The 24,844-nt window shown below is 69.9% G+C and carries 22 protein-coding genes; 3 read left to right on the top strand and 19 right to left on the bottom strand.

The window, feature by feature from the left end; all coding sequences use genetic code 11:
* Positions 1-59: 59 nt before the first annotated feature.
* The 12 genes from OO71_RS11820 to OO71_RS11875 form a co-directional block, all read right to left on the bottom strand.
* A complete protein-coding gene (locus tag OO71_RS11820; RefSeq protein ID WP_162186066.1) occupies positions 60-929 on the bottom strand; it encodes an ABC transporter ATP-binding protein in 870 nt (289 codons plus the stop codon).
* Entirely contained in the window at positions 922-2,634 is a 1,713-nt protein-coding gene (locus OO71_RS11825; protein WP_051791465.1) for a dipeptide/oligopeptide/nickel ABC transporter permease/ATP-binding protein, read from the bottom strand. Before OO71_RS11825 ends, OO71_RS11820 begins: the two co-directional genes overlap by 8 nt.
* Positions 2,624-3,607, bottom strand: coding sequence for an ABC transporter permease (locus OO71_RS11830; RefSeq protein WP_033289760.1), 984 nt, complete (start codon positions 3,605-3,607; stop codon positions 2,624-2,626). The genes OO71_RS11825 and OO71_RS11830 overlap by 11 nt, the downstream gene beginning before the upstream one ends.
* A 13-nt stretch (positions 3,608-3,620) precedes the next feature.
* Positions 3,621-4,700 (bottom strand): C45 family autoproteolytic acyltransferase/hydrolase, encoded by a 1,080-nt coding sequence (locus OO71_RS11835; protein ID WP_033289761.1) that lies wholly within the window; start codon positions 4,698-4,700, stop codon positions 3,621-3,623.
* Positions 4,697-6,337: an ABC transporter family substrate-binding protein gene (locus OO71_RS11840; RefSeq protein ID WP_033289762.1), complete on the bottom strand. Its 1,641-nt coding sequence runs from the start codon at positions 6,335-6,337 to the stop codon at positions 4,697-4,699. The genes OO71_RS11835 and OO71_RS11840 overlap by 4 nt, the downstream gene beginning before the upstream one ends.
* Before the next feature lie 102 nt (positions 6,338-6,439).
* Positions 6,440-7,114 (bottom strand): GntR family transcriptional regulator, encoded by a 675-nt coding sequence (locus OO71_RS47285; protein WP_051791466.1) that lies wholly within the window; start codon positions 7,112-7,114, stop codon positions 6,440-6,442.
* 11 nt (positions 7,115-7,125) lie between these two features.
* Positions 7,126-8,283: a membrane dipeptidase gene (locus tag OO71_RS11850; protein WP_281178408.1), complete on the bottom strand. Its 1,158-nt coding sequence runs from the start codon at positions 8,281-8,283 to the stop codon at positions 7,126-7,128.
* Entirely contained in the window at positions 8,238-8,780 is a 543-nt protein-coding gene (locus tag OO71_RS11855) for a sigma factor-like helix-turn-helix DNA-binding protein (protein ID WP_051791496.1), read from the bottom strand. The genes OO71_RS11850 and OO71_RS11855 overlap by 46 nt, the downstream gene beginning before the upstream one ends.
* A gap of 368 nt (positions 8,781-9,148) precedes the next feature.
* A complete protein-coding gene (locus tag OO71_RS11860) occupies positions 9,149-9,733 on the bottom strand; it encodes an RNA polymerase sigma factor (RefSeq protein ID WP_033289763.1) in 585 nt (194 codons plus the stop codon).
* 65 nt (positions 9,734-9,798) lie between these two features.
* A complete protein-coding gene (locus OO71_RS11865; RefSeq protein WP_033289764.1) occupies positions 9,799-10,221 on the bottom strand; it encodes a hypothetical protein in 423 nt (140 codons plus the stop codon).
* Positions 10,222-10,490: 269 nt separating this feature from the next.
* A complete protein-coding gene (locus OO71_RS11870) occupies positions 10,491-12,392 on the bottom strand; it encodes a primary-amine oxidase (RefSeq protein ID WP_033289765.1) in 1,902 nt (633 codons plus the stop codon).
* 14 nt (positions 12,393-12,406) lie between these two features.
* Positions 12,407-13,837 carry an APC family permease gene (locus OO71_RS11875; RefSeq protein WP_051791497.1) on the bottom strand — a complete coding sequence of 477 codons (1,431 nt, stop codon included), beginning with the start codon at positions 13,835-13,837 and terminating at the stop codon, positions 12,407-12,409.
* Positions 13,838-14,184: 347 nt separating this feature from the next.
* Here OO71_RS11875 and OO71_RS11880 point away from each other — a divergent pair, with 347 nt between their 5' ends.
* Together OO71_RS11880 and OO71_RS11885 are read left to right on the top strand one after the other, a co-directional pair.
* Positions 14,185-15,663, top strand: a complete 1,479-nt coding sequence (locus OO71_RS11880; protein WP_084144885.1) for an APC family permease — start codon at positions 14,185-14,187, stop codon at positions 15,661-15,663.
* Complete coding sequence (locus OO71_RS11885) at positions 15,663-16,415, top strand: IclR family transcriptional regulator (protein ID WP_033289766.1); 753 nt, start codon at positions 15,663-15,665, stop codon at positions 16,413-16,415. The genes OO71_RS11880 and OO71_RS11885 overlap by 1 nt, the downstream gene beginning before the upstream one ends.
* A 117-nt stretch (positions 16,416-16,532) precedes the next feature.
* On the opposite strand, the gene OO71_RS11890 is transcribed toward OO71_RS11885, so the two are convergent.
* A complete protein-coding gene (locus OO71_RS11890) occupies positions 16,533-17,261 on the bottom strand; it encodes a methyltransferase domain-containing protein (protein ID WP_211260498.1) in 729 nt (242 codons plus the stop codon).
* A 28-nt stretch (positions 17,262-17,289) separates the two neighbouring features.
* Between OO71_RS11890 and OO71_RS11895 the strand changes: the two genes are divergently transcribed.
* Positions 17,290-17,754: a MerR family transcriptional regulator gene (locus OO71_RS11895; protein ID WP_033289768.1), complete on the top strand. Its 465-nt coding sequence runs from the start codon at positions 17,290-17,292 to the stop codon at positions 17,752-17,754.
* On the opposite strand, the gene OO71_RS11900 is transcribed toward OO71_RS11895, so the two are convergent.
* The 6 genes from OO71_RS11900 to OO71_RS11925 all read right to left on the bottom strand — a co-directional run bounded on the left by OO71_RS11900 (position 17,675) and on the right by OO71_RS11925 (position 24,764).
* A complete protein-coding gene (locus OO71_RS11900) occupies positions 17,675-19,438 on the bottom strand; it encodes a GMC family oxidoreductase N-terminal domain-containing protein (RefSeq protein WP_033289769.1) in 1,764 nt (587 codons plus the stop codon). The two genes, OO71_RS11895 and OO71_RS11900, sit on opposite strands and share 80 nt — an antisense overlap.
* Positions 19,438-20,313 (bottom strand): hypothetical protein, encoded by an 876-nt coding sequence (locus OO71_RS11905; protein ID WP_033289770.1) that lies wholly within the window; start codon positions 20,311-20,313, stop codon positions 19,438-19,440. Before OO71_RS11905 ends, OO71_RS11900 begins: the two co-directional genes overlap by 1 nt.
* A 125-nt stretch (positions 20,314-20,438) precedes the next feature.
* Entirely contained in the window at positions 20,439-21,623 is a 1,185-nt protein-coding gene (locus OO71_RS11910) for a PucR family transcriptional regulator (protein WP_033289771.1), read from the bottom strand.
* A 145-nt stretch (positions 21,624-21,768) separates the two neighbouring features.
* Positions 21,769-22,653: a LysR family transcriptional regulator gene (locus OO71_RS47290; RefSeq protein ID WP_051791468.1), complete on the bottom strand. Its 885-nt coding sequence runs from the start codon at positions 22,651-22,653 to the stop codon at positions 21,769-21,771.
* A gap of 7 nt (positions 22,654-22,660) precedes the next feature.
* Positions 22,661-24,142: an MFS transporter gene (locus OO71_RS11920; protein ID WP_156096263.1), complete on the bottom strand. Its 1,482-nt coding sequence runs from the start codon at positions 24,140-24,142 to the stop codon at positions 22,661-22,663.
* Between the two features lie 4 nt (positions 24,143-24,146).
* Entirely contained in the window at positions 24,147-24,764 is a 618-nt protein-coding gene (locus tag OO71_RS11925) for a flavodoxin family protein (RefSeq protein WP_084144886.1), read from the bottom strand.
* Positions 24,765-24,844 lie beyond the last annotated feature (80 nt).

Raw genomic sequence — 24,844 nt, forward strand, 5'->3', positions numbered from 1 at the left:
GTGAAGGGAACCATGAGGGAATCTGATTCCGTGATGGTTCCCTTCACGGACCGCCGGGGTCAGCCGGGGTGAGGGCAGGCGGGGCGGTCGGCGGCCATCAGCGGCGGGCGGGCGGCGAGGGTGCGGAGCCGCTCGCGCTGGACGGCCGGGTCGAGCACCGGGATCGCCTCGACCAGCCGCTGCGTGTAGGCATGCGCGGGGGCGGACAGCACCTCCGCCGCCGGGCCCGACTCCACCATCCGGCCGAGCCACATCACGCCGAGGTGGTCGCACAGTTCCGCGACGACCCCGAGATCATGCGACACCATCAGGTACGAAACCCCGGTCTCCGTGCGCAATTCCTTCAGCAGCGCGATGATCTCCGCCTGCACCGACACGTCGAGGGCGGACACCGGCTCGTCGAGCAGGACCAGCTGCGGACGGCGGGCGAGCGCGCGGGCGATGGCCACGCGCTGGCGTTGCCCGCCGGACAGCTCGTGCGGATGGACGTTCAGGTACTGCGCGGGCAGCAGCACTTTCTCCAGCAGGGCAACGAGATCGTGCTCGGTGGCCGGGTTCCGGGCGATCACCGACGGCTCGCGCAGGCTGTCGCGAATGGTCATCCGCGGGTCGAGCGACGTCATCGGGTCCTGGAACACGACGGCGATGCGATCGCGGAACGACGGGTTGTACGGCCCCGTCGTGTCCGCGAGCACGACCCCGTCGCAGGTGATCGTGCCGCGGGTGAGCCGTTCCAGCCCGAGGATCAGCTTGAGCACCGTCGTCTTCCCGGACCCCGATTCGCCCACGATCCCGTACGACGAACCGGCCGGGACGGTGAACGACACCCCGCACACCCCGTGCACGACCGCCGGTGCACCGCGGCGCAGCCACCGGGAACGCGAACGGTAGTGCTTGACGACGTCAGTCACGGTCAGCAGGTCAGCCACGAGCAGCACCTCCGGCGGGGATCGTCGGCACGGTGCGCAGCAGCATCTGCGTGTACGCGTCCTGTGGATTCGCGAAGACGTCCGCCACGGTGCCGCTCTCCCGGACCTGGCCATCCTTCATGACCACCACCCGGTCCGCGAGCCCGGCGACCACGCCGAGGTTGTGGGAAATGAAGAGCATGCTCGTCCCGAGGCGTTCCCGGACGTCGAGCAGCGTGGCACACACCTGCGCCTGCACCGTCACGTCGAGCGCGGTCGTCGGCTCGTCCGCGATGATCAGCTCCGGGTCGTGGGCCAGCGCCATCGCGATCGCCACCCGCTGCCGCATTCCGCCCGACAGCTCGTGCGGATACTGCCGCAGCACGCGTTCAGGGTCCGCGATCGACACGAGGTCCAGGAGCCGTGCGCACCGGTCGCGGATCTCTCGCGCGTTCGCGCGGCCGTCCTCGTAGGAGTGCGCGAACTGCTGCCCGATCGACAGCACCGGGTTCAGCGCGGTCGACGGGTCCTGCAGGATCATCGCGATCCGGGTCCCGCGCAGCTCCGCCCATTCCCGTTCGGACCAGCCCGTGCAGGAACGGCCGTCGATGACCACGTTCCCGCCGACCACGCCGGGCGGCGGGACCATCCCGATCAGCGCATGCGCGGTGAGGGTCTTCCCCGAGCCCGACTCGCCGACCAGCGCCACGGTCTCGTCCCGGTGGATGTCGAACGACACCCCGGCGACCGGCGTCGCCTGGCCGAACGAGACGGTCAAGTCCCGGACTGCCACCAAGGGCCCGTCCTCGACCGGGGCGGCGACCGTAGCCGGACGCGAACGGCGGCCGCGTGGCAGCAGATGCGAGATGTGCGAGCGGGGATTCATTGCGCGCCGCAAGCCTTCTCCGAGGTAGTTGGCGCACAGCACCAGCGCGATGATGAAGCCGCCGGGGAAGAAGAACAGCCACGGGCGCGAGTGGATCGTCGACTGCCCTTCGGCGACCAGCAGGCCGAGCGAGGTGTCCGGCGGGACCACGCCGAACCCCAGGAAGCTGAGGCTGCTTTCGGCGATGATCGCGCCGGAGAACAGCAGGGTCGCGGCGACGATGAGGTGGTCGCTGACGTTCGGCAGCACGTGCCGGACCAGGATCCGCACCCGCCCGGCGCCCATGGTCTCGGCCGCCTGCAGGTACGGCAATTCCTTGAGGTTCAGCACGACCCCGCGCACCAGCCGCGCCACGCTCACCCACATCAGCAAGGCGAGCACCAGCGACAAGGCGAGCCACGAGGTGCCGCCCGGCGGGACGATCGACCCGAAGAACGCACCGATCGCCAGCACCGGCAAGGTGAGCGTGAGGTCGACGAGGCGCATCACCACGTTGTCCGCCCACCCGCCGGAGTACCCGGCGACGAGCCCGAGTGCCACACCGAGCACGACCCCGAGCACGGTGACCGACCCGGCGATGGCCAGCGACTGCTGCAGCCCCCGCAGGACCTGGGCGAACAGGTCGCGGCCGAGCGTGTCGGTCCCCATCGGGTGCGACCACGACGGAGCCTGGGAGATGTCGTCGGACAGCTGCTCGAAGCGGTACCGCCAGAACATCGGGACGACGATCGCGGTGAGCACGAGCAGCAGGATCGCGGACAGCGCGGCCAATGCGGACCGGTCACGCAGGAATTTCCGGGCGACCCCGTTCGGGACCACGGCAGTTCGTTCAGGCGGCATGGCGGATCCTCGGGTCGATCACCAGGTAGAGCACGTCGGCGAGGAGGTTGCACAGCACGACGGCGACCCCGGCGATCATCAGCCAGCCGAGGATCGCGTTCATGTCGCGGTGCGAGATCGAGTCCAGCAGGAAGGCACCCATGCCCTCCCACTGGAAGACGGTCTCCGTGACGATGGCCCCGGAAACGAGCACCGGCAGCTCCAGCGCGACCACCGTGACGATCGGCACCAGGCTCGTCCGGACCGCGTAGCTGCGGATCACCCGTTTCCGCGCGAGCCCGCGGACGAGGGCGAACTTCACGTGGTCGCCCTGCAGGCTTTCGAGTACCGCACTGCGCTGGTACCGGCTCCAGATCGAGAAATGCACGAGGCACAGCACCAGCGTCGGCAGCACCAGGTGTGCCGCGGTGCCGAAGAACTGGTCCCAGAACCCGTCGGCGGCGGCCACCGGCCCGGCGCCGACGGTCGGCAGGACGTTCTCCCCCACCGCGTCGTTGAGCAGGATGCCCGCCTGTTTGGCGATCACGGTGAGCCAGAACGACGGCAGCGCGAGCAGCAGGAACGTCAGCGGCGTGAAGAACCGGTCGAACCACCGTCCCCTGCGCACCGCGGCTGCGGTACCGGCGACGAGGGCCAGCACCAGGGCGAGCACGAGCGCCACGACCACGAGCCGGAGCGTGACCCCGACCCGGGTCGTCAGCTCGGTGAAGATGTCACGGTTCACCACGACCGACGGCCCGAAATCGCCTTGTACCAAGCGGAGCAGCCAATGCAGGTAGCGAACGGCGAGGTTGTCGTCCAGTCCGAGGCGCACGGCTTCGGCGTCCAGTACCGACTGCGGTACCGGCGGCTGGTGGTCGCGCAGCTGGGCGAGCGGATCGCCGGAGGCCGCGACGGCCACGAAGATCGTCATCGACGCCAGCAGCAGGATGCCCAGCGCACCGAGGGCGCGGGCGACCAGGTAACGGATCATCGGAACCGGCCCTTCACGATCGGACCGGGTTCCGCTCGCACGGATGGCCGAGCCAGCCCTCCAGGACCCCTTCCGGCCAGGTCGAAACCGTGCCGCACTGGGTCCGGTTGCCTTGGGCACTCACCGCGTGGTGGCGGCAGATGCCGAGGCCGTCCCCGGCTCCGTGGTCGGCCAGCAGCGCCCAGATCCCTTCTGCGCCATGGTCTTCCTGCCCGGCCAGACTGGCCATTCCCAGTTCCGCCCGCGTGTAGGTGGACGGGTACTCCTCGCGGGTCGGCGCTTCGCTGACCAGTGCGGGGGCGGAGAAGTGGTTGGTCGCGACGGCGGCACGACTGACGGCGGGGAGGATTTCGGTGCGGCCAGGGCAGTATTCGATCCGCCGGGCCTGCTGCTGCGCATCGACCGCGGTGACGATGAGGTTCGTGACCGACCTCGCCGCTTCGAGCTCCTCGGCGAGCGCCGCCGTGTCCACGCAGTCCCGGGTCATCCCGGCCAGGTCGACGATGAGCCAGTGATCGGCGAGCTCCTCGATGTCGATGGTCGTGGACTTGGCCCACACCCCGGTCGACGCCCACATCAGCCCCGCCGAGTTCAGCCCGGCCGCGGGCATCGTGACCGCACCCGCGTGCATCAGCTCGACGGATTCGGCGCCGTCCGGATGCCACCGGTGCAGGAGGACGTTGGTCATCGCATTGGGCAGATCGCGGGTTTTCCCGAGGGTGCTCGCGGACTCGTGGGTGGACAGCAGCACGGTGCATTCCAGCGGCAGCAACGTGGCGACGAGGTACAGCGGCACGTTGAGGTGGACTAGGTCGGTGCGGTCGATGCCGCTGCCGGCGCTCAGGCCGTCGATTTCGTCGGCCAGCTCGGGCCGCTGGTCCATGGCGAAGGCGAAGTTCCGTTCCACGAGCCCGTCGTAGTCCCACGTCCGCCCGAGGGTCGTGATCCGCTTGCGTTCGGCGTACATCTCGGCGACGTTGGCCCGGATCAGCCCGGCGAATGCCCGGCCGTGCTGGAATCCCTGCCGGTAGGCGTCCCCGTCGACGGTGATCGACGGCATGGCGCCGCTCGCCCGCAGGCGTGGAGCGGTCATTGCGCACCGGCCCAGTTCTCGACGTTCACGGTGATGCCGTACTTGCTCGGGTTGAGCTCGATCCCGGTGACGCCCTTGGGGTACACGATCATCCGCGGCGCCGGGAACAGCGGCAGCACGACCAGGTCGGCGAGGAGGATCTTGTCGACGTCGTTCATGGCCTTGACGAGAGTCGCGGGATCGGTGGCCGCGTACGCCGTGGCGAACAGCTCGTCGACGCGGGCGTTGTGATAGCCGAAGTTCCGGCCGCCGTCCGAGCCGTACCACTGCTGGACCGAGATCGGGCCGAGGTCGAGCGCGGTGCCGGTGACCATCAGGTCGAACTTGCCGTCGAAGATCGTCGAGGCGTACCGGTTGGCGTCCAGCGACTGGATGGCGACCTTCAGGCCGAGCGGCGCGAGCTGCTGCTGGACGATCTGCGCGGTCTCGACCCGTGACGAGTTCGCCGCTTCGGTGACGAAGACCAACGGCGGGATGTCGGCGCCGCCGGGACCGCGAAGTGCGCCGTTGTTCTGCGTGTACCCCTTCCCGGCGAGGATCTGCTTGGCTGCCGCCAAGTCGCCGCGTCCGACGCCGACCGCCGCCAGATTGTCGTGGTACGCCTCGATTCCGTCGATGTTCTGGCCGGGGACGTACACGGCGCTGTTCATCGCGGGGACATTCGGCGCCACCGGCGTGAGGGTCCGGGCCCGGATGCCGTTCAGGTCGAGGGCGGTGGCGACGGCCTTGCGCAGATCGGGGTCGCGCAGCGGGCCGCCGCTGGTCTGGATGCCGAGGTGCTGGTAGGTGAGCGAGGGGCCGACGCGGGTCTCGACCTTGGCCATGCCCTTCAGCTGTTCGATGGTGTCGACCGACGGCGCGGCCGACATGACGTCGATTTCGCCGTTGCGCAACGCGGTCAGCTGCTCGTCGACACTCTTGATCTCACGGAAGACGACGGTCTCGTACCCGGTTTTGGTGCCGTACCAGGCTTCGTTGCGGCTGAGCGTCAGCGAGACGCCCGGCTGGTACTCCTTCACCTGGTACGGACCGCCGGTGACCTTGGGCTGGTTCTTGGTGAAGCCGTCGTTGAACGACTGCGCCATCGAGCCGTACTGCTTGGCCACGTGCGCCGGGAGCAGGAAGGTGAACAGCGATTGCCACTGCGAGAACGGTTTGTCGAAATGCACCTCGGCGGTCTTGCCGCCGTCCTGCGCAACGACCTTCGATATCAAGGTGTAGCCCTCGGTGAAGGCGGCCTTGCATTCCTTGCACACCTTCGGGTTCTGCACCGACCAGGTGTACTCGAAGTCGGCGGCGGTGATCGGGGTGCCGTCGGACCACTTCGCCTGGTCCTTGATCTTGTAGGTGACGACCATCGGGCTGGTCGAAGTGATTGCGGCGCTGGCGAGCAGCGCGTCGTTGAGCTTGAGGCTGGTGTCGGCCTGCGGGAGGAAGGGATGCGGGTACAGCGGCCATTGCTGCTGCCGCTGGATGGTGGTGTCGCCGGTCGCCGACAGCGGGTTCCAGTCGCGGATCCCGCTGGTGTCCGCGACGACGATGCTCGTGCGGCCCGCGGCGGGCGACCCGCCCGATCCGCAAGCCACCATCGTCAGCGACGTGGTGACGGCGCACACGCCGGCCAGCCATTTCTTCACGACAAGCTCCCATTCGCCGAGTGGAATTCTTTTCCGGCGCGCGGCAATGATCGGGCGCAGCCGGAATGGCCCCCTTTGGAAAAAATTCCCCCCGAAGTTACTTCAGTCTTTTGCGACCCTTTTCAACACAGCCTCCTTGTAGTCCTGAAGCCCGTCGAAGACGACGGCGCGGGCCCCTTCCGGATTGTGTTTCCGGATTTCCTCGATCACGTCGCGGTGCATTTCGAGGGATTGCCCGAGTCGTTGGTCGATCGGCACCAGTGAGCGAAACGGCAGGCTGCGGTACCACAGCGATTTGCCGATTTCCGCGGACACCGCATTGCGCGAGGTGAGGTAGATCTTGAATTTCAGCGGTTCGAGCGCGACCCGGTAGTCCCGGCCACCTGCCCCGGCCGCGGCGAGCAGCTGCGCGAGCAGGTCGTCGAGGGCTGCGAGGTCTTCTTCGGTGGCGTGGCGCGCGGCCTGCTCGGCGAGGTAGCCGTCGATGAGCGCGCGGGTGTCGTACAGGGCAATGCAGTCCTCCGCGGTGAACCGGGAGACGAAGGCCTGTTTGCGCGAAGGCCGTTGCACCAGGCCGTCGGCGGCCAGCAACGCAATCGCTTCGCGGACCGGAGACCGGCTGACCCCGAGCTGCCGCGCGATCCCCGCCTCGCTCAGCGTGACGCCGGGCGCCAGGTCACCCTCGTAGATGCGGGTGCTGAGCTGCGCGGCGATCCGCTCCGCCAGCGATTGGTGCTGCAGCCCGAGGTCCAGGCTGCCGGTGTCGCCCTCTGTCATGACTCTCCCGCTCAGAAGTTGGCCGCGCACGCCCGATGCGCGTTCCGGCCCTTGATCTTGTCGATCGTATCCGGGCCATAACCGCGGGCCGTCAGCTCGGCGAGGATGTTCTTGGTGTCGGCCGGCGTGGGAATGTCCCGGGTGTTCGCGATCTCGGCCCGGAAGGTGTCGCCGCCGAGCGGGATCTCCGGATAGGCTTCGCCGAATTTCCTGAGCATTTCGGGCGTGTACCGCCGCTCGTCGGAAATGTCGGTACCGATTGCGACGACATCGTCACCGGCCAGCGAGCAGATGTAGTCGATGTGCCGGAGATAGTCGTCGAGAGTGCTGCCTTTGGTGGCATATTCGGGGGTGAGGAACAACGATTTCCCGGCAATTCCGATCACCCCGCCCGTTTCCGCCAGCGCGGTGATTTCCCGGTCGGTTTTGTTGCGCACGCAGTCGACGAGCCCGCGCGCCGCGGAATGCGTGGCGATCACCGGCTTGGCCGACCGCTCGATGATGTCGAGGGAGGTGCGTTCCCCGACGTGCGAAATGTCGAGCACGATCCCCAGATCGTTGCAGATGCCGACGAGGTCGCGCCCGAACGAGCTCAACCCGACACTGCCCGCCGTGGGCTCGCCGCAGCCCTCCCCGGCGAGGGTCCGGCGCTGGTAGGTCGGCTGCAGGAAACGCAGGCCCATGGAGTGGTAGGCCTCGATCATGTTCAGGTCACCCTCGAGCGGGTCGATGCCCTGGAAGCCCATGAAAATCGCGGTGCGCCCGTCGGCCTGGGCCTTCAGCGCATCGCCGGACGAGTACGCCTGAAAGACCGACGGCGTGTCCCGGTAGAACCGCTGCCACCGGACGATCGACTGCATCGCCCGATGCATCCCGTCCGTGGCGGCGACGGTGTGGTTGATCGCGTTGACGGTGGACTTCGCCAGTTTCCCGGCGTAGACCGCGTCCGCGTATCCGTCGTCGGTGGAGTCCAGCAGGTTCCAGAACGGGCTCGAGTCCAGAGCAGTCGCGGTCGGCATAGCTGTCGACAGTACGCTGTCGACAGTGTGTAGGCAACGGTCAAGTCTGTGAAGGGAACCATCAGGGAATCTGATTCCGTGATGGTTCCCTTCACGGACCGCGGTCAGGAACCGCCCATCAAGGTGCGGAGGCGGGTGAGCGCGCGGTATTGCGTGACGCGGACGGCTCCGGCCGAGATGCCCAGTGCGGCGGCCGTTTCGGTGGCAGTCATGCCGACGATGATCCGCAGCCGGAGCACTTCCTGGTACAGCGGTGGCAGTGACGCGAGCATCTGCCGCACGCGTGGTTCCAGCTCGCTGACCGGTGACCAGTGCTCGTCGATCCCGGCCGCGCGGAAGGCGTCGGCGACCTTGTTCGCCGCGATGGAGCGCACCAGGTACAGGAACGAACCGCCGCGTTTTTCGAAGTCCGGCAAGCTCTTCAGGACGGTGAGGCACACCTCCTGTGCGATGTCGTCGGCGGAGACGCCGGTGAGGTCGCGATCGCCGATCCGGGCGCGGCAGTAACGCACGGCGGTCGGCCGGATGAGCTTCAGCAGCGCGGCGATCGCGTCCGGATCACCGGTGCGGGCAGCCGCGACTGCCTGGTCGAGCTCCTTCGGGCCCGGCACGCCTTCGCCGCGCGTGACCTCGGCGGCCGCGCGCAGCCGGGTGGCGACCGCGACCGTCCCGTCGCCGGTGGGGATGCTGTCGACGTGGAGGTCGGTGGCCAGGATCCGGTCGACCTCGGCGTCGCTTTGTGCCTGCACGGTGACCACTTCTTCGTCGACCGCTTCCGCGGCCGGTCCGCAGATGCTCAGCAGCGACTGTGCCTCGACGATCCCCCGGTCGGCCGCGTCGCGCAGCCAGCGCCGGGCCTCGGCGGGGTCGTCCTGCGAGAGGTGCCACACGCCGATCTTGAAGCTCCGGTAGGACACCTCCGCCTCGTCGAGGAGCGTGGGCCGGTGCCCGGCAGCGTTTTCCGTGGTGGCCTGGTCGATCAGCTTCGCGACGTCGAGCCACGCGGTTTCGTTCTTCACTGGCGCACCTCCGGCGTCGTCGCGTACCCGGACAGCCACCGGGACTTCCGCAGCTCACGCAGCCCGACCTTCTGCGCGTATTTCACATCGTTGGCACTGCAGCCGAGCAGCGCCGCGACGATCGTGATCTCCAGGTCGTCCAGGAACCTCAGGACGAGCACAGCACGCTGGCGATGGGGCAGCTCACGCAGTGCGTTCTGCACGTCGATCCGGTCGATCAGCGGATCGGCGAAGTGGTGCTGCCACAACGCATCCGCCGCCGCGGCAATGCCTTCGTCGCTGTCGATCCGGTCGACGGGCTTGCGCTTGCGCCGGCGGAACTCGTTCGCCATCCGCTGCTTGACCGTGATGAACAGCAGCCGTTCGGGTTCGGCCAACGAGCCGCGCTGCTGCCAGCTCTTGATGAGAGCGAGGAACGCATCGCTGACGATCGCCTCGGCGTCCGCGCGGGGGAATCCGTGCCTGCCGACCATGGCGAGCGCGCGTTCCCCGTGCCGGTCGGCCAGCTCCTCGACCGCGCCGGGCGCATACGGGACGGTATCCAGGTCATGTTCGTTCACCAAGCCCTCCGGTTTCGTCACCCGGTACTCCACCGGGGAGGCCCGTGACGATGAACTGCTGGCGGAAAATGCCCGGAACGTTCAGGTTACGCGATCATCAGCCCCATCACGGCGACCATTGCGGCGTTCCACGGGTCGCGGAGGGGATGGCGGACCTCCAGGAGCAGTTTCCCGGCGAGCCAGCATCCGAGCAGCACCAGGGCGGCTCCACTGGCGGGGGCGGCGCCGGATCCGCCGGACATTCCTGGCATGCCCGGCATCGGCAGGGCGAGCATCACCACGGCCATCCCGGCGAGGTCGTAGACCCCGTGGTGGCGGACCGGAGCGACCTCCTCGGTGCGCGCCAGCCAGATCGCAACCCCACCCAGCGTGACGAACCAGACCGGTGGCGAGAGCGGTGCGATGGGCACGAGGTGCATGGTCACCATCGCAACCGCCATGACGACATGCGGCACATGCCGCCGCCAGGTCGCGCCTTCCAGCGCCCGCGACGCTGTCACACTGCGCATCACACACCGCCCGATCACGTCACCTGCCGCACCACCATCCCGCCGAACCGGCCCTGGCGGCACACCCGAGTGGGCGTGCCGCCAGCGACGAATGCCCTGCCCGGATCACGTCGCCGTCGGCCAGGTCTGAGCCGGGACCACGAACCGGCCGATCGCACCTGCGAAACCGGCCCCGAAGCGCGAAGACCGGCCGTGCCGAACCGGCCCCGGCGCGCGAAGAACCAGGGCAGCCCCGCAAATGCCCGCACCGGAGCGGGCACCCCAGGGGGTCACCCTTCGTGGTGGCAGTGTCCCGAGGTGTTCGGCGGGATGTCCAGCGTCGGGTTCCGCGGGAAGAAACCCACCGGTTTCAGGGTGAAACCCGCGTAATCCACGGGCATCACCGGCCAGTCCTCCGGGCGCGGGAAGTGCGTCAGGCCGAACGTGTGCCACAGCACGATGTCCTCGCCGTCCACCGTGCGGTCCGCAGCCGTCCACGAGGGTAGGCCCGCCCCGCCGGGGTGCTGGTTCACGAAATCGCCTGCGGGGTAACGTTCGCCGGCCGCGTACCGGGTCACCCACAGATGGCGCGTCGCGAAGGTGGCGCGGGAGTGGATCACGGACGACTCGTCGGCGAGCAGGGTCGGCTGCCCTTGCGGGTACAGCGCGTACCCGACGTTGCGGCCCAGCCGGTTCTGCCGTTCCGGGTTGACGATCTGCCACACCCTCGCCCGGCTCTGGTCGGCCAGCCGCTGCGCCTCCCCCTCGGTGCGCAGCCGCGTGCGGCGTTCGGTGAAAGCGTTGCCGTACGGGTTTTCCGGGCCGATCGGGACCGCCGCCGCTTCCACCTCGTCGACGGCGTTGCGCGGGCCGTCCACCATCATGTCCAGCCGGGCGGAGAACAGGTGCTGGTGGTACGGCGCGCCGAGGCCCGGGGCGACCTCACTCGCGTACGGATGCCCCTCCCCCGGATACGCCGACGTGAACACGATCCCGGTCGCCTTGGTTTCGCATTCGATGGTGCCGTCGAGATAGAGGTACCAATAGAAACCGTAATCGTAATTGCCCACCGTGGTGAAGAACGAGACGACCATCCGCCGCTGCCGGCGCGTTTCGTGCGAGCCGGTGAACAGGTCGCTGTGCTTCCACAGTACGCCGTAATCCTCCTCGTGCAGGCAGATCGCGTTGCGGAGGACCTGCGGCTGCAGCTGGTCGTCGGCGATCACGGCGTCGAGGTAACGGATTTCGCCGAGACAGTCGCAGCCGAGTTCGAGGGAATTGGCGTAGCGGGCGAACATGTATTCGCCGCAGTCGAAGTAGTTCTGCCAGAATCGTACCGGCGACGGATCGGCGTACGGCACCACCATTTCCGCAATCGACGCGCGGTACACGATCGGCCGCCCGTCGAACGAGATCTGGTGCAGCGTCAGGCCTTCCCGTTCGTTGAACCCGATCCGCAGCTCCCAGTTCTGCCACCGCAGCAACCCGTCCTCGACGGTGAACCCGACTCCCTCGGGCTGGGTGATCTCGATCGGCTTCAACGTGGTGCGGGCGGGGCCGGTCTGTGCCGGGTCGTCGAAGTTGCCGGGTTCGGCGGGCACCGGGTACGTCCGATGGTCCAGCACCTCCAGCACCTCGTGCGTGGTCAGATCGACGTACGCGACCAGCCCGTCCACCGGACGCGCCCACGGGTGGTCCTTCTCGTGCTCCTGGTGGAAGCCGAGCGTCCGGACCACGCGGCGCCCCGCCTCGGCCGGGAAGTACGAGCCCGCGGACAGCGGCACGACCCTGACCTGAGCCGGGTCGAGTCCGCGTCCAGCGAGCGCGGTCCGCCATTCCTCGTGCCCGGACAGGATTTCCTCGATCAGCTCGAACTCCGTGTCGATGATCGGCAGCTGCCCGGTCCGCGCGGGGTCGAGGTCTGTCACACTGTCCACAGTGGACCGCGTGACCGACACGACGACGTCCCGCGACCCCCCGGTCGGCAGGTCGAGCAGCAGCGCCCGGAACCGGCGATCCACCGGCGCCGACGAAAGCACGACGGACTTCTCCGGTTCCTCCGGCCCGAAGTAGCAGCAGCGCACAGTGTCGGTGAGCAACCCGGCTTCGGTGAGGATCTCCCGGACCGCGTGTACCTCCTCCTCGCGGACCGGGTGCAGCGCGTGGCCGGTGGTGGGTTCGGTCATGGTCATGACGGGCTCCTGTCTCAGGCGGGAAGGGTGACGAGCAGGTGGCGGCGGGTCAGCGAAAGGCCCGTGCCGAGGGCGAAAACGGCGACCAGCACGAGCCCGATCGCAGCGGCGAGCCGGTCGGACCCGCCGATCAGGGTCGGGAAGTTCGCGACGGTCAGGCCCAGTGCGCCGAGCAGCCCGGCGAGGCCGAGCACGGGCGCGATGACGGTGTGCCACCACCGGCGGTCCACCGTGGAACGGCGGAAGAAGACCAGCACCGCCAAGCACGTCAGTGCCATCAGTACCAGGACGCCGAGCGTCGCGGTACCGGCCATCCAGGCGAACACCTGCGTGACCGGGTCCATCCCGGCCAGCGCGAAGAGCACCAGCAGCACCACCGCACTCGCCGACTGCACCACGGACGCGACGTGCGGCGAACCGTGCCGCACATGGCTGCGGCCGCACGAGGCCGGCAGCGCACCGGCGTTCCCGAGCGAGAACGTGTACCGCGCGATCACGTTGTGGAACGACAGCAGGGCGGCGAACAGGCTGGTCACGAGCAGGATCTGGACGACGTCCCCGCCCGCCTCGCCCAGATATCGCGTGACGGACGTGATCAGCATGCCGCCGGGGTCCTGGTTGGACTGCGTGATCGCCTCGCCGTCGCCCCAGGCCGAGATGAGCGACCAGCTCGACAGCGTGTAGAAGCCGCCGATCAGCAGCAACGCGAGGTAGGTCGCACGCGGCACGGTGCGTTCCGGGCGGCGGGCTTCCGAGCGGTACACCGCGGTCGCCTCGAAACCGAGGAAACTCGCGATGGCGAACATGATCCCGATCCCCAGCGAACCGGAGCCGACCTGCGCGGGCTGCAGGAACGCCGTCGACAATCCGTGTGCGCCGCCGCGGATGTTCACCACCGCGTCGAAGACGAGCACGATGCCGACCTCGCAGATCAGCAGCACCCCGAGCACCTTGCCGGACAGCTCGATGTGCCGGTACCCGAGCGCGGACACCATCGCCAGCGCACCCAGCGCGTACAGCCACCAAGGCAGCGATGGGCCGCCGTACTGCGCGACGAGGCCGGACAGGGTCGCGCCGAGGTAGCCGTACACCGCCAGCTGCACCGCGGTGTACGTGGCCAGCGCGAGGAAGGCCGAACCCAGGCCCGTGCTGCGGCCGAGTCCTTTGTGGATATACGTGTAGAAGGCCCCCGCGTTCGGCACGTGCCGGGTCATGGCGCAGAATCCGACCGCGAACAACAGCAGAACGGCGCAGCACAGCACGAACGTCGCCGGGAAGCCCGCTCCGTCGCCTTGCGCGATGCCGAGCGGTACGGCTCCGGCGATCACCGTCAGCGGCGCGGCGGCGGCCACGACCATGAACACGATCGACCCGACACCGAGGGTGCCGGACAGCGTTCCCGGCGGGGCTCCGGTGGCGGGGGCGGTCGTCGGCGAAGGGTCCATCTCGTCCTCCCGGGGGTACGGATGGGAAGAGACGGTCACCCGCGGCGGCCCGCGGTTCAACGGCCGGACCCGGGCCGCCGGGAAAACCGGGCGGGGCATTCCCGTTCCGCGACACCGGGCCGGGCCGGATTCCCGTTCCGCGGCACCGGGCCAGGCGGCATTCCCGTTCCGCGACACCGGGCCGGGCCGGATTCCCGTTCCGCGGCACCGGGCCGCACGGCATTCCCGCAGCCGGAGAACGCGGGTACCGGAATTCTCATTCGAGCTTCCGCGGCTGGGCCGGACCGGCCGTCGCGGGTTATCGTGCCCCGGCACCCTTTGCGCCGAGCAGCACCGGGAGGCCGGCGATGGCGGACCACCGGCGGCCCGACCTGGCAGCGTATCCCGAGCTCGCCGCGGCAGCGACGACCGGACCGCACCGGCTGCGCCGCCACTCCCCCGTCGACGGGCTCGACCGGCGCAAGCTCGGCCTCGCCGAGGTGCTCGGGCAGTCCGTTTCCGCGACCGCGCCGACCGCGGCGATGGCCGCCACCCCCGCCATCGCGGCGGTCACCGCCGGGCGGGCCGCGTTCTGGTCGTTCGTCGTGGCCACCGTGCTCGCGCTGCTCGTGGGTACCTGCATCGGCCAGTTCACCCGGCGGATGGCCGCCGCCGGTTCGCTGTACAGCATCACCGCGAAGGGCCTCGGCCCTTCGGCCGGGCTCGCGTCCGGCGGTGCGCTGCTGCTGGGGTACGGCGCGCTCACCGCCGCCGCGTTCACCGGGGCGGCCGCTTATCTGGCCGCGCTGCTGCCGCCGGGATGGCCGGTGACGCTGCCGCTCGTGGTCGTGGTGACCGCGGTGGCGACGGTGCTGATCGCCCGTGGCGTGCGGCTGTCCACACGGGTGGTTTTCGTGGTGGAAGCGGTGTCGATTGCGATGATGCTGGTCATTTTCGTCGCGCTGCTGATCCGGACCGGCCAGTTTTCCCAGCTCGGCGTGCCACCCTTCGAGCTGCGCGGGGTGGCGTCCGGGGTGCTGCCCGCGCTCGGTGCGTTCATCGGGTTCGAAGCCGCCGCCGCGCTCGGGGTGGAGGCGCGGCGGCCGTTCCAGACGGTCCCGCGGGCGGTCGTGTGGACCGCGTACGGCTCGGGCGTGCTGTACCTCTTCGCGTGTTACGTCCAGGAGCTCGGTTTCGCGACGACGCCCGGCGGTCTGGCCGGACAGGGCGAACCGGTGGCAGCGCTGGCGGTCGCGGCCCATCTGCCGTGGCTTTCCGCGCTGCTCAAGGTCGGGATTGCGATGTCGTTCTTCGCGTGCGCCTTGGCGACCGGGACCGGGCTGGTCCGGGTGCTGTTCTCGATGGGGCGCGAAGGCGTGCTGCCGCGGACGTTCGGCTCGGCGCATCCGAAGTTCCGCACCCCGTACGTCGCGATCGCGGTCGCCATGCCGACGGCGGGCGTGATCGCGGTGGTGCTGCTGGTGTCCGGGCCCTCGTCGGCGCAGGTGCTGCAGGTGCTGCTGACCACCGCGGTGTTCGGGTACTTCGTGGCGTACCTGCTGGTCTGCGTGGCGGCGCCGGTGTTCCTGCGCCGGATCGGCGAGCTGACGCCGGGCCCGGTGCTCGCGGCGGCGATCAGCTCGCTGGTGCTGGTGGCGGTGCTGGGATTCTTCGTGACGTCCGGGGTGAGCGGGCGGATGCTGCTGGTCTGGGCCGGGCTGGTGGTGGTCGCCGGGGCGTGGTTCGGCTGGCTGCTGCTGCGGCGTCGCGCGCAGGTCGCCGAGGTGGGCATCTACGACGAAACGAGCCGCGACGACCTGCTCGGCGCATCGCAGGACGCCCGCTGATGACGCCGAGCGGGGGGTCGGCGCCCTTGTCGGGACGGCAGCCGCGGGCGGTCCGCAGTGCGCTGGCCGTGCTCGAAGAGGTGATCGCCGCCGGTCCCGGGGTCACCGCGAAGGAGATCTCGGCGGCCTTGCACCTGCCGCCCGCGACCACGTACCGGCTGCTGAACCTGCTGGTCGCGGAGGAATATCTGGTGCGGCTGCCCGACTTGCGCGGCTTCGCGCTCGGCCGCCGGGCCAGCCGCCTGACGGTACCCGCGGCGACCCTGCCGTGCACCGCCGCCCGGACGGTGGTGGAGCACCTGCGCGGCATGGTCCGGTGGGGCGTGCACCTGGCGTCGTTCACCACCGGACGGCTCACCCTGGTCGACCCCGATCCGGACCACCCGCCGACCGACGAGGCGACCCTGTCGCGGTACCCGCATGCATCCGCGCTGGGCAAACTGCTGCTGGCCGAACAACCCGACTGGCGTGCGCTGGTCCGCGACCTGCGCGGGTTCACCGGGAAAACCCTGATCGACTCCGGCCGCCTTGACCGCTCACTGGCCGAAACGGCGAAAACCGGCGTGGCCCGGCAGTGCGGCGAACTCCGTCCGGACCGCGGCTGCGTGGCCGTCCCGGTCCGCGACACCGCGGGGCGCTTGGTCGCGGGGCTGGCGCTGTGCGGTCCACCGCCGCGGATCGCGCAGCTGGACGAGGCTCTGTTGACAGCTTTACAGGAACACGCGCGGCGGCTGGGGCCGTTGCTTGCGTGAGCCGGTTGCGGCGGGTGTGGTGAACTGCTCCGGTGCGGGCCGGTCGACGCCACGCGGGAGGCATTACCGGCATGCGCCCGAACCCGGGCGTGCACTCGCCCAAACCTCCGGCATCCCCTACCCGGGACGAGTCGCGGCTGCAACGAACACCGGAACCGCCACCAGCAACCGGCCAGCCTTGGCGCGGGCGGTCTGCTCCGCAATCCACCCGTCCACCTCACCGCCGCTGACCGCCCCCGACGGCTGAGCCAGCCCGCGCACCATCGGCAGCGCCGCCTCCCCGGTGAACACCGCCGTCCGCACCGACGCCGTGACGTCCGTGAACCCGCCGTCCACCAGCAGGGCCCGGAAGGACCGGGCGGCGCGCGGGCTGGTCACCCGCTCGGCTCGGGCCCGAATGATCCGGCGGGTCAGCCCTGGCGCGTCCGAGTCGATGACGAAGGCCTCCCAGTCCTGGCCGGACAGCACGATCCGGCCCGACGGCATCAGCACCCGAAACGCCTCGGCGACGGCGCCAGGCAGGTCAGCGACCTCATGGAACACCTTGTCCGCCCGGTACCCGGCCACGGCGCCGTCCGCGAGGGGCAGCGATTCCGCCGTGCCGGGGCGGAAATCGACGTCCGGGCGGCGCAGGCGGGCGGCCGACAGCATGGCCGGATCGGGGTCCACGGCCAGGACCCGGGCCCCGCGGTCGGTGAGTTCCCCGGCCGCGCGGCCCGCGCCGCAGCCGACGTCCACCACCGTCGCTCCGGCGCGGAGGCGGAGCAGATCGTAAGTGGCAGCGCGGAATTCGGCCGCGCCCGGCTGGGCGTCGGCGAGGTCGAGGCGGTCGAGCAGAGTGGACATACCCGCCATGCTGCGACTTAATGTGCACATGAAGTCAACCGAGCTCACCATCGGCGAGGTGGCCGACCGCTTCGGCCTGGCCACGCACGTCCTACGGCACTGGGAGTCGGTCGGCCTGCTCGCCCCGGCCCGTTCCGCCGCGTCGCGGCGCCGGTACAGCGCGGACGACCTCATCCGGATCGCGGTGATCCTGCAGGCCAAGGAGATCGGCTTCCCGCTCGGCGACATCCGCGAACTGCTCACCGCCCGCGAACCCGGGCAGCGCGCCGGGCTCCTGCAGCGGCGCCGGGCCGAGGTCACCGCCTGGATCGCCGCTGCGCAAGCGTCCCTCGAGATGCTCGACTGCGCCCTCGCCTGTACTCACGACGACCTCGCCGCCTGCCCGCATTTCCAGGCCGCCGTCACCGCTCGCGTCAAGCACCCACCCGCGGATCCGTCGACACCACCGGCGCCTCCCGCCCCACCCACGGGTCGCCGCCGAAGCGGGACGTGAAGATCTTCTCCGCCGTCCGCGTCGAAAGCGCCTGCATGCTCAACGTCGGGTTCGCCCCGCTCACGCTGTTCGGCAACGCGGAGTTGTCGGCAATGTACAGCCCGTCCACCCACCGCGCGGCGCCGTTCTCGTCCAGCACCGAATTCGTCTCCGAATGCCCCATCCGCATGCTCGACTGGACGTGCAGGATGATCGGCGCCCAGTCCATCCGGTACACCTTCGCCGCCCCGGCCGCACGGGCGATCTCGACCGCGCGGTGTACCAGGAACTCGCGGTTCGCCACCGTCCGCGCGCTGCGGTTGCGCTGATGCATCTCCAGCTTCGCGATGGACCCGTGCTCGTCGGCGGGCAGCGCGGACAGTGAGGTGCGGTTCTGGGCCTCGACGTCGTCGTCGGTCATGATCAGCATCGCGAACATCCGGTCGATGCCGTGTGTCATCACGTCTTTCAGTTCGTTGCCCAGCACGCGCCCGGCCGGGCCGTCCCAGGTTCCGGTGGGGCCACGGCCGTTCGCATACGCACCGCGGATTCCGCTGTCGGACATCGCCATCGTGAAACTCAGCAGCGCGGGCGGAATCCCGACGTTCATCACGCCGCCGCGGCCCGGCCAGTCCGAACGCGCCGACGAGCCGGTCCCCTTGCTCGACCCGGTGTACTCGTCGAAAGTGCCGAACACCCAGTCGAAGTGGTGGTCGGTGTACCCGCGGCCGACCCAGTCGTTCGGGTTCGGCAGCCCGCTGTTGAGCCACAGCCGCGGATTTTCCGTGCAGCCACCGGCAAGGACGACGACCTTCGCGTCCTCCCGGTGCTTCTCGCCGGTGGCGCCGACCCGCCAGGTCACCCCGGTCGCGGTGGTCTTTCCGTTGCGCTGCTCGGTGTGCACCTGCGTGACGAACGCGTCGGTGCGCAGTTCGACCCGCTTGCCGCCGGGCGACCAGCGGTCGGCGGTCAACGCCATCGGCACGTAACTGTTGTCGGTGGACCGCTTCGCGATCTGGTTTCGCGGCGCCTTGACCGGATGACTGCAGCCGATGATGCAGTACCCGCAGAGCGTGCAGCCGGTCGACTGCGGGTACGCCAGCCGCAGCTCACGGTCGTTCCCGGCGACCTTGCCCGCGAACCCGCCCGGCTGCAGGATCGCGTTTTCCTGCGGGCGGAAGGAGTTCCGCGTGGTGGTCTTGCCGGTCTGCACCGGCAGCCCGAGGTTTTCGCAGCCGCGGAAGAACACTTCCTCCTTGGTGCCCATCGCGGCGGTCTGCACCGGCAGCGTCGCCTCGACCCACTCGTAGTAGGGCACGAATTCCTCGTAGCTGAACGGAAAGGGATGCGCTACGTCGTAAGCGTTCCGGTCCGCGCCCGCGTATCCGGCGAACGAACCCGGGTACGCACGCGGGCAGTTGCCGAAGTAGTGCTGGGTGGTCCCGCCGACGCCGGACAGCTGCCACAGGAACGAATTCTGCGGCGTTTCCCGGTACCACGCGGGTTTCGCCCGGTCCGCGGGGCCGAAGCGGAGGAATCCGGTGAGCGGGTTGTTGGCGTCGTTCTCGTAGTGCGTCCACTCCTTGTCCAGGTCGGCGTGCCGTGGTCCACCTTCCAGCAGCAGCACGTCGAGGCCCTTCGCCGCGAGCTCCTTCGCCACGACCGGGCCACCGCCGCCCGCCCCGACCACGATCACGTCCCGCATCAGTTCGCCACCTTCTTCCGGCCCTGGTAGTAGCCCTTGAGTTCGTCCCAGCCGTGCACGACGCCGTCCGGCTGGTACCCGGTGAGCTGCCAGCCGACCGGGCGCGCGCGGAGGGTCTTGGACTGCGGGTCGTAGACGCTCCACTCGTTGTAGCTGCCGTAGGCGGAGAATTCGAGCAGCGCACCGGCGAGGAACCGCAGCACGCCGGACAGCGTTTCGGTGAACGGCGGCGGGACGTTCGCGTCGAGCGTGGCCAGCAGATCCGGGTCCGGACCTTCGAGCTGTTCGAACACCCGGCATTTGTCCCGGTAGGACAGCCGGGCGAACGGCGACAGGAAAACGCCGTTCACCGCGGCCGGATTCACCTGCGTCGCGGTGAGATTGAGCAGCATTGCGACCACCGAGGACAGCGGTAACGTCGCGTCATTGCGCAGGACGGTGGCGAGGGCGTCGTCCAGGGTCGTCACCGGTGGGAGCGGGAGCGGAATGCCGGTGCCGCTCAGCCCCGCGGCGAGGCCCTGGCCGAGAGCTTTGCCGAGCTGGTCCGGGAACGGCACGAAATCGTCCAGCGACGCGATCATGAAATCAGTCGCCTTCGCCTCCATCGCCCCGGGCTCGCGGCGCGGCGTGCCCTGCGCGCGGGAGTACGCATCCGGTCCGGGACACGTCATCACGACCAGCCCGTTCAGCGTGTCGCGCGCCAGTTCCGCGAGCACCGGCCGGAGCAGGCCGACGACATCATCCACTGTGGACGCCCCGGCCAGCGGTGCCTGGCCGCGCGCCAGCGGGCCGACCAGCCCACCGGCGGCCAGCGCGGCACCGAGCACGCCGATGCGGGCGAGGAACGTGCGGCGGTCGGATTCGGGTGCGGTCACGGCATCTCCAGCAGTACGGGACGAGGGTCCGCCAAGCATTCCCGTCCGCCCGCCGCGGAACATTGGCAGTTCTTACTCCATTCGGCCCAGTTCGGTGGGCAGCTGCCCAACCGGCGGCCGGTGGTTCAGGGGACCAGCAGGGCGAGACGCAGCAGCAGCCCATCGCGCTCGTCGGCCACCGAGCGGCCGGTCAGCTGCTCGATCCGGGCGATCCGGTGCAGCACCGTGTTGCGGTGACAGTGCAGTTCGGCGGCTACCTCGGCCGCGGACCCGTCGTGCCGGAACCACGACCGCAGCGTGTCCACGAGCACGGCCTGTTTGTCACCGGCGAGCGACGGCAGCGCGCCGAACGCGCGCCGCCGGATCTGCTGCGCCACCGCCGGGTTCGCGGCGAGCAGCACCTCCGGCAGCCGCTCCTCGAACGCCACGACCTGCGGCTGCTGCGCCGGGACGGTGTCCGACGCGAGCTGCGCCATCCTAAACGCGGACGCCACCTCCGCCAGCCCGGCGACCTCGGCGGACACCCCCGCAGGCCGATCGACGACGGCCCGCAGCCGCGCAGTGAGCCGCTCGACCGGCGCGTCACCCAGCAAAACCAGCCCGACGTCCTGGTCCGAGCGCGGGCACCATTCCGACCGGAACCCGTGCACGGCGAGCGCATCCCGCGGCGGCCAGGGCGGCGCGGCCGACGCCGTGTCGCGCCGCACCACCGCCACCACGAACCGGCCGTCCGCAGGCAGTTCCAGCAGGGTGCCCGCCTCGATCGCGACCTCCGGGTCCGCCCCGCGGCCGTCGAGGAGACCGTCGAGCATCGCCTGCCGCCGCTCGATGCTGCGGCGCATCGCGGCGGTCTCCTGCACGCGGTACTCGGCACTCGCGGTCTGCGACATCGTGTCGATCAGTTCGAGGACGAGCACCGCGCTGTCCAGCAGCTCCCCGATCGACTCCGGGCGGCGACTGCGGGCCTGCTCCACCAGCGCCGCCCACAGCACCTCGGTACCGAGCCGGTAAGCGTGCAGCAGCGATTCGAGGGGAAACCCGGCCTGCGCCCGCTGCCGCGCGGTGTGCCGGGCCGCGTCCCGGAAATCCACCCCCGGCGGGACCCGGTCCGCGAGGAACTGGGTGCAGCGGGTGAGGTTGTCGTGCAGCGACCTGGTCAGCTCGGCGGGAGTGACCGCTGCGGTCGTGCGGTAGGTGTCGTCCTTGGCGAGCAGGACCTCGTGCAGCCGGTCGGTCAGCTCGGGCACGCGATCGAGCAGGCACGCGGCGAGCTCGCGCAGGATCGGTGGCTGCGTTGCCACGCTCGTCATGCCCACCACCTCGTCAGCGCTGACCGGCCCGCCGGGTGTGGCCAGTGTGCGGGGCCGCCCCGGTCCCCGCCGGACGACAACCCTCACGAAGGTGAGTGAACATTCCGTGATTTAGGCGATTACGGTCAGTGTCCTTCGTGGGTGATCACAACCGCCGCGGATGGAACGCGTCGGAGATCGAAGCCATCGGAGACTCCGCAGGCCACACCACCGTCGTACGCGACCACAACGGCTCATCCGCCAACCGCACCAACCGGACATCCTTGCGTTGCGCCGCCGTCCGATGCAGCACCGTCACCGCGTGGCTCGACGCGACGAGTGCCTCCGCCGTTGCGCGGTCGGCGCCGAAATGGCGGAACCGCGGGGAAAATCCCGCCCGCTCGCAGGCCAGGCGCAGGCTCAGCCGCAGGCCGGAGGCGGCGTCCGGTGGGGCTACCCAGTCCTCGTCCGCGAGTTCGGCCAGGTCGACCTCGTCGCGGCCGGCGAATCGGTGTACCGCGCCCAGTCCGATCACCAGCGGCTCCACGCCCAGCAGGCGGCCGTCGAACTCCTCGTGGCCGGCCGGGGGGACGTCGGGGTAGTCGGTGAGGACCGCGACGTCCAGCTTTCCGTCGCGGAGCATGTCCACCACGGTGGCGGGGGTGGCCTCGATGTAGGTGATCTGGTCGCGGTCGGGCAGCAGGCGGCGGACCTCCGTCGCGATCACCGGGACCCACGGGTTGTCGCCGCCGCCGAGGCGCAGTTCCGAATGCTCCTGCTCGTCCGGTACCAGCAGTTTCGCGGTGGCCATGAGGTCGGCGAACCCGCGCAGCAGCTCCTCGGCCCGCAGGATCACGTGCCTGCCCAGCTCGGTCGGGACGACCCCGTCGCGGCTGCGGTCGAAAAGCGGCGCGCCGAAGCCCTGCTCGATCCGGCGCAGCTGGGCGGTGAGCCCGGACTGGGCCACCTTGAGCCGCGTCGCCGCCCGGCTGATCGCGCCTGCTTCGGCGACCACGACGACGATCCGCAGGTGGTGCAGTCCGAGATCCACGGGTACCTCACTGTGAGCCGGGGCGGGGGAACACGAAAACGGTGATCAGGACCCCAGCGGCGGTGAGCAGCACGGTCCAGCCCGCGGTGACGGACATGGCGTGCAGATAGGCATGGTCGGCGAGCGCGGCCACCTCCGGACGGCCGAGCGCCTTCGCCCCGGCAATCGACTGTGCGGCCCGATCCTGCTGGTCCGGCGGCAATCCCGGCACCGCAACCCCCTGCCGGTACCCGGCGGCGAGGATCGACCCGAGTACCGCGACCCCCAGCGTGCTGCCCAGCGGCCGGGTCACCGAGTTGACCGCCGCCCCGGCCCCCACCATCGACCCGGGCAGCGCCGTCATCATCTGTTCGGTCAGAGCGGGCAGCAGTACCCCGATTCCCAGCCCCTGCACGAAAAGGAGCAGGATGAACCACACCAGGGCAGTGGACTGGTCCAATAGCAGGTACGCCGCATACGTCGCCCCGGTGGCGGTGAGCGCGGCCGCGACCGTCAGCCGCGCGCCGAAACGGCGGACCAGCGCCGGAGACATCTGATTGCCCGGAATGATCCCCGCCGCCGCAGCCACCATCACGCCGCCTGCGGCCAGGGTCGACAGCCCACGCACGCCCTGCAGGTAGAACGCGCAGTAGTACAGCTGACCGGCCAGGCACAGGAAGGCCAGCAGCAACACGGCGCTGCCACCGCCGAACGCGGCCCGGCGGAAGAGCTTGAGGTCGAGACTCGGCTTGGCCGAGAACCGTTGCTGCACCACGAAAGCAATCAGCAGCAACACCCCGATCGCCAACGCGGCGAGCACGTCGAAGCCGAACCTGCCGTCGCCCGCCTCGACGATCCCGTACACGAGCGCGGCCAGCCCTACCCCGGACATCACCAGGCCGAGCGGATCGAGCGGCCGCTGCCCGTGCCCGCCGCGCCCGGGTACCACGAGCACGACCCCGATCAGGCAGGCCACCGCCACCGGCAGGTTGACCAGGAAGATCGACCCCCACCAGAACCGCGCGAGCAGCAGCCCGCCCAGCACCGGGCCGAGCGCGACCGCAATCCCGCCGGACGACGCCCACACCGCGATCGCGCGCGAACGTCCGGCCGGGGTGCTGCAGCGGGTCACGACGGCCAGCGTCGCCGGGGTGACCAGCGCGCCACCCGCCCCCATGAAGCACCGCGCCACGACGAGTTCCGTTGCAGTGGCGGAGAATGCGGCGACTGTGGCCGACCCCGCCAGCACCAGCAGGCCGCTGACCAGCGCGGCCCGCGGCCCGATCCGGTCGGTCAGGGCACCGCCGACCAGCGCGACGGCGGTGAACACCAGGGAGTACGAGCTCACCGCCCAGGTCAGCTCGGTTGCGCTCGCACCGAGGCCGCGGACCGGGTCGGCCAGGGATTCGACCGCGATGTTGACGATCGTGTTGTCCAGCAAGACGAGCATCTGCCCGGCCACCGCGACGGCGACCGCCCAGCGGGACCCGGTGGTGACGGCAGTGATCACCTGGTCACCGCGCGGCGGCTTCCCGGTTCGCCAAGGCCAGCCGTCCGGCCACCACGATCCGCACCTGCTCCCCGACCCGGCGGCCGAGGTGTTCCGCCGTCCGCAGATCCGATTCGTGCATGGCCTCGGGTTTTTCGTCCACATTGGACTGCGCGGCCGCGCCCGCGAAAAAGCCCAGCCGGTTCACGTCGGATTCGGCGCCGGAAACGCGGTTCCAGCCCGCCGGTAAACCCAGGTTCACCCAGGTCATTCCGTGTTGCGCGGCGAGGGTCGCGAAATAGCCGAGCGTTCCGGATTTGTCGCCCGCTTTGGCACCGGAGTTCGTGAAACCGGCGGCGAGTTTGTCGTGCCACCGGCGCACGAACTGCCGACGGCTGCTGGCTTCCGCGAAGGCGTGGAATGCCGCCGAGGCCGTGCCCATGTACGTCGGCGCCCCGAAGACGATCGCCGCCGCCTCGTCCAGTTTCCCCCACTGCGCCGGGGTCATCTCGGTGACCGGGACGGGGACGACTTCGATGTCCGGCACGGTTTCCAGCCCGGATCCGACCGCCGCGGCCAGCCTCGCCGTGTGCCCGCGCCCGCCGTGGCAGGCGATGGCGACGGTGATCTGCAACGACGGCACTGGGGACCTCCCTGACGTTTCCGGGCACGTGCGGCGAGGCTAGCCGGGAAAAATCAGGAAATTCTCAGAGCCGGGCATAA

This window comes from Amycolatopsis jejuensis, from assembly GCF_000717335.1.
Taxonomy (GTDB): Bacteria; Actinomycetota; Actinomycetes; order Mycobacteriales; family Pseudonocardiaceae; genus Amycolatopsis; species Amycolatopsis jejuensis.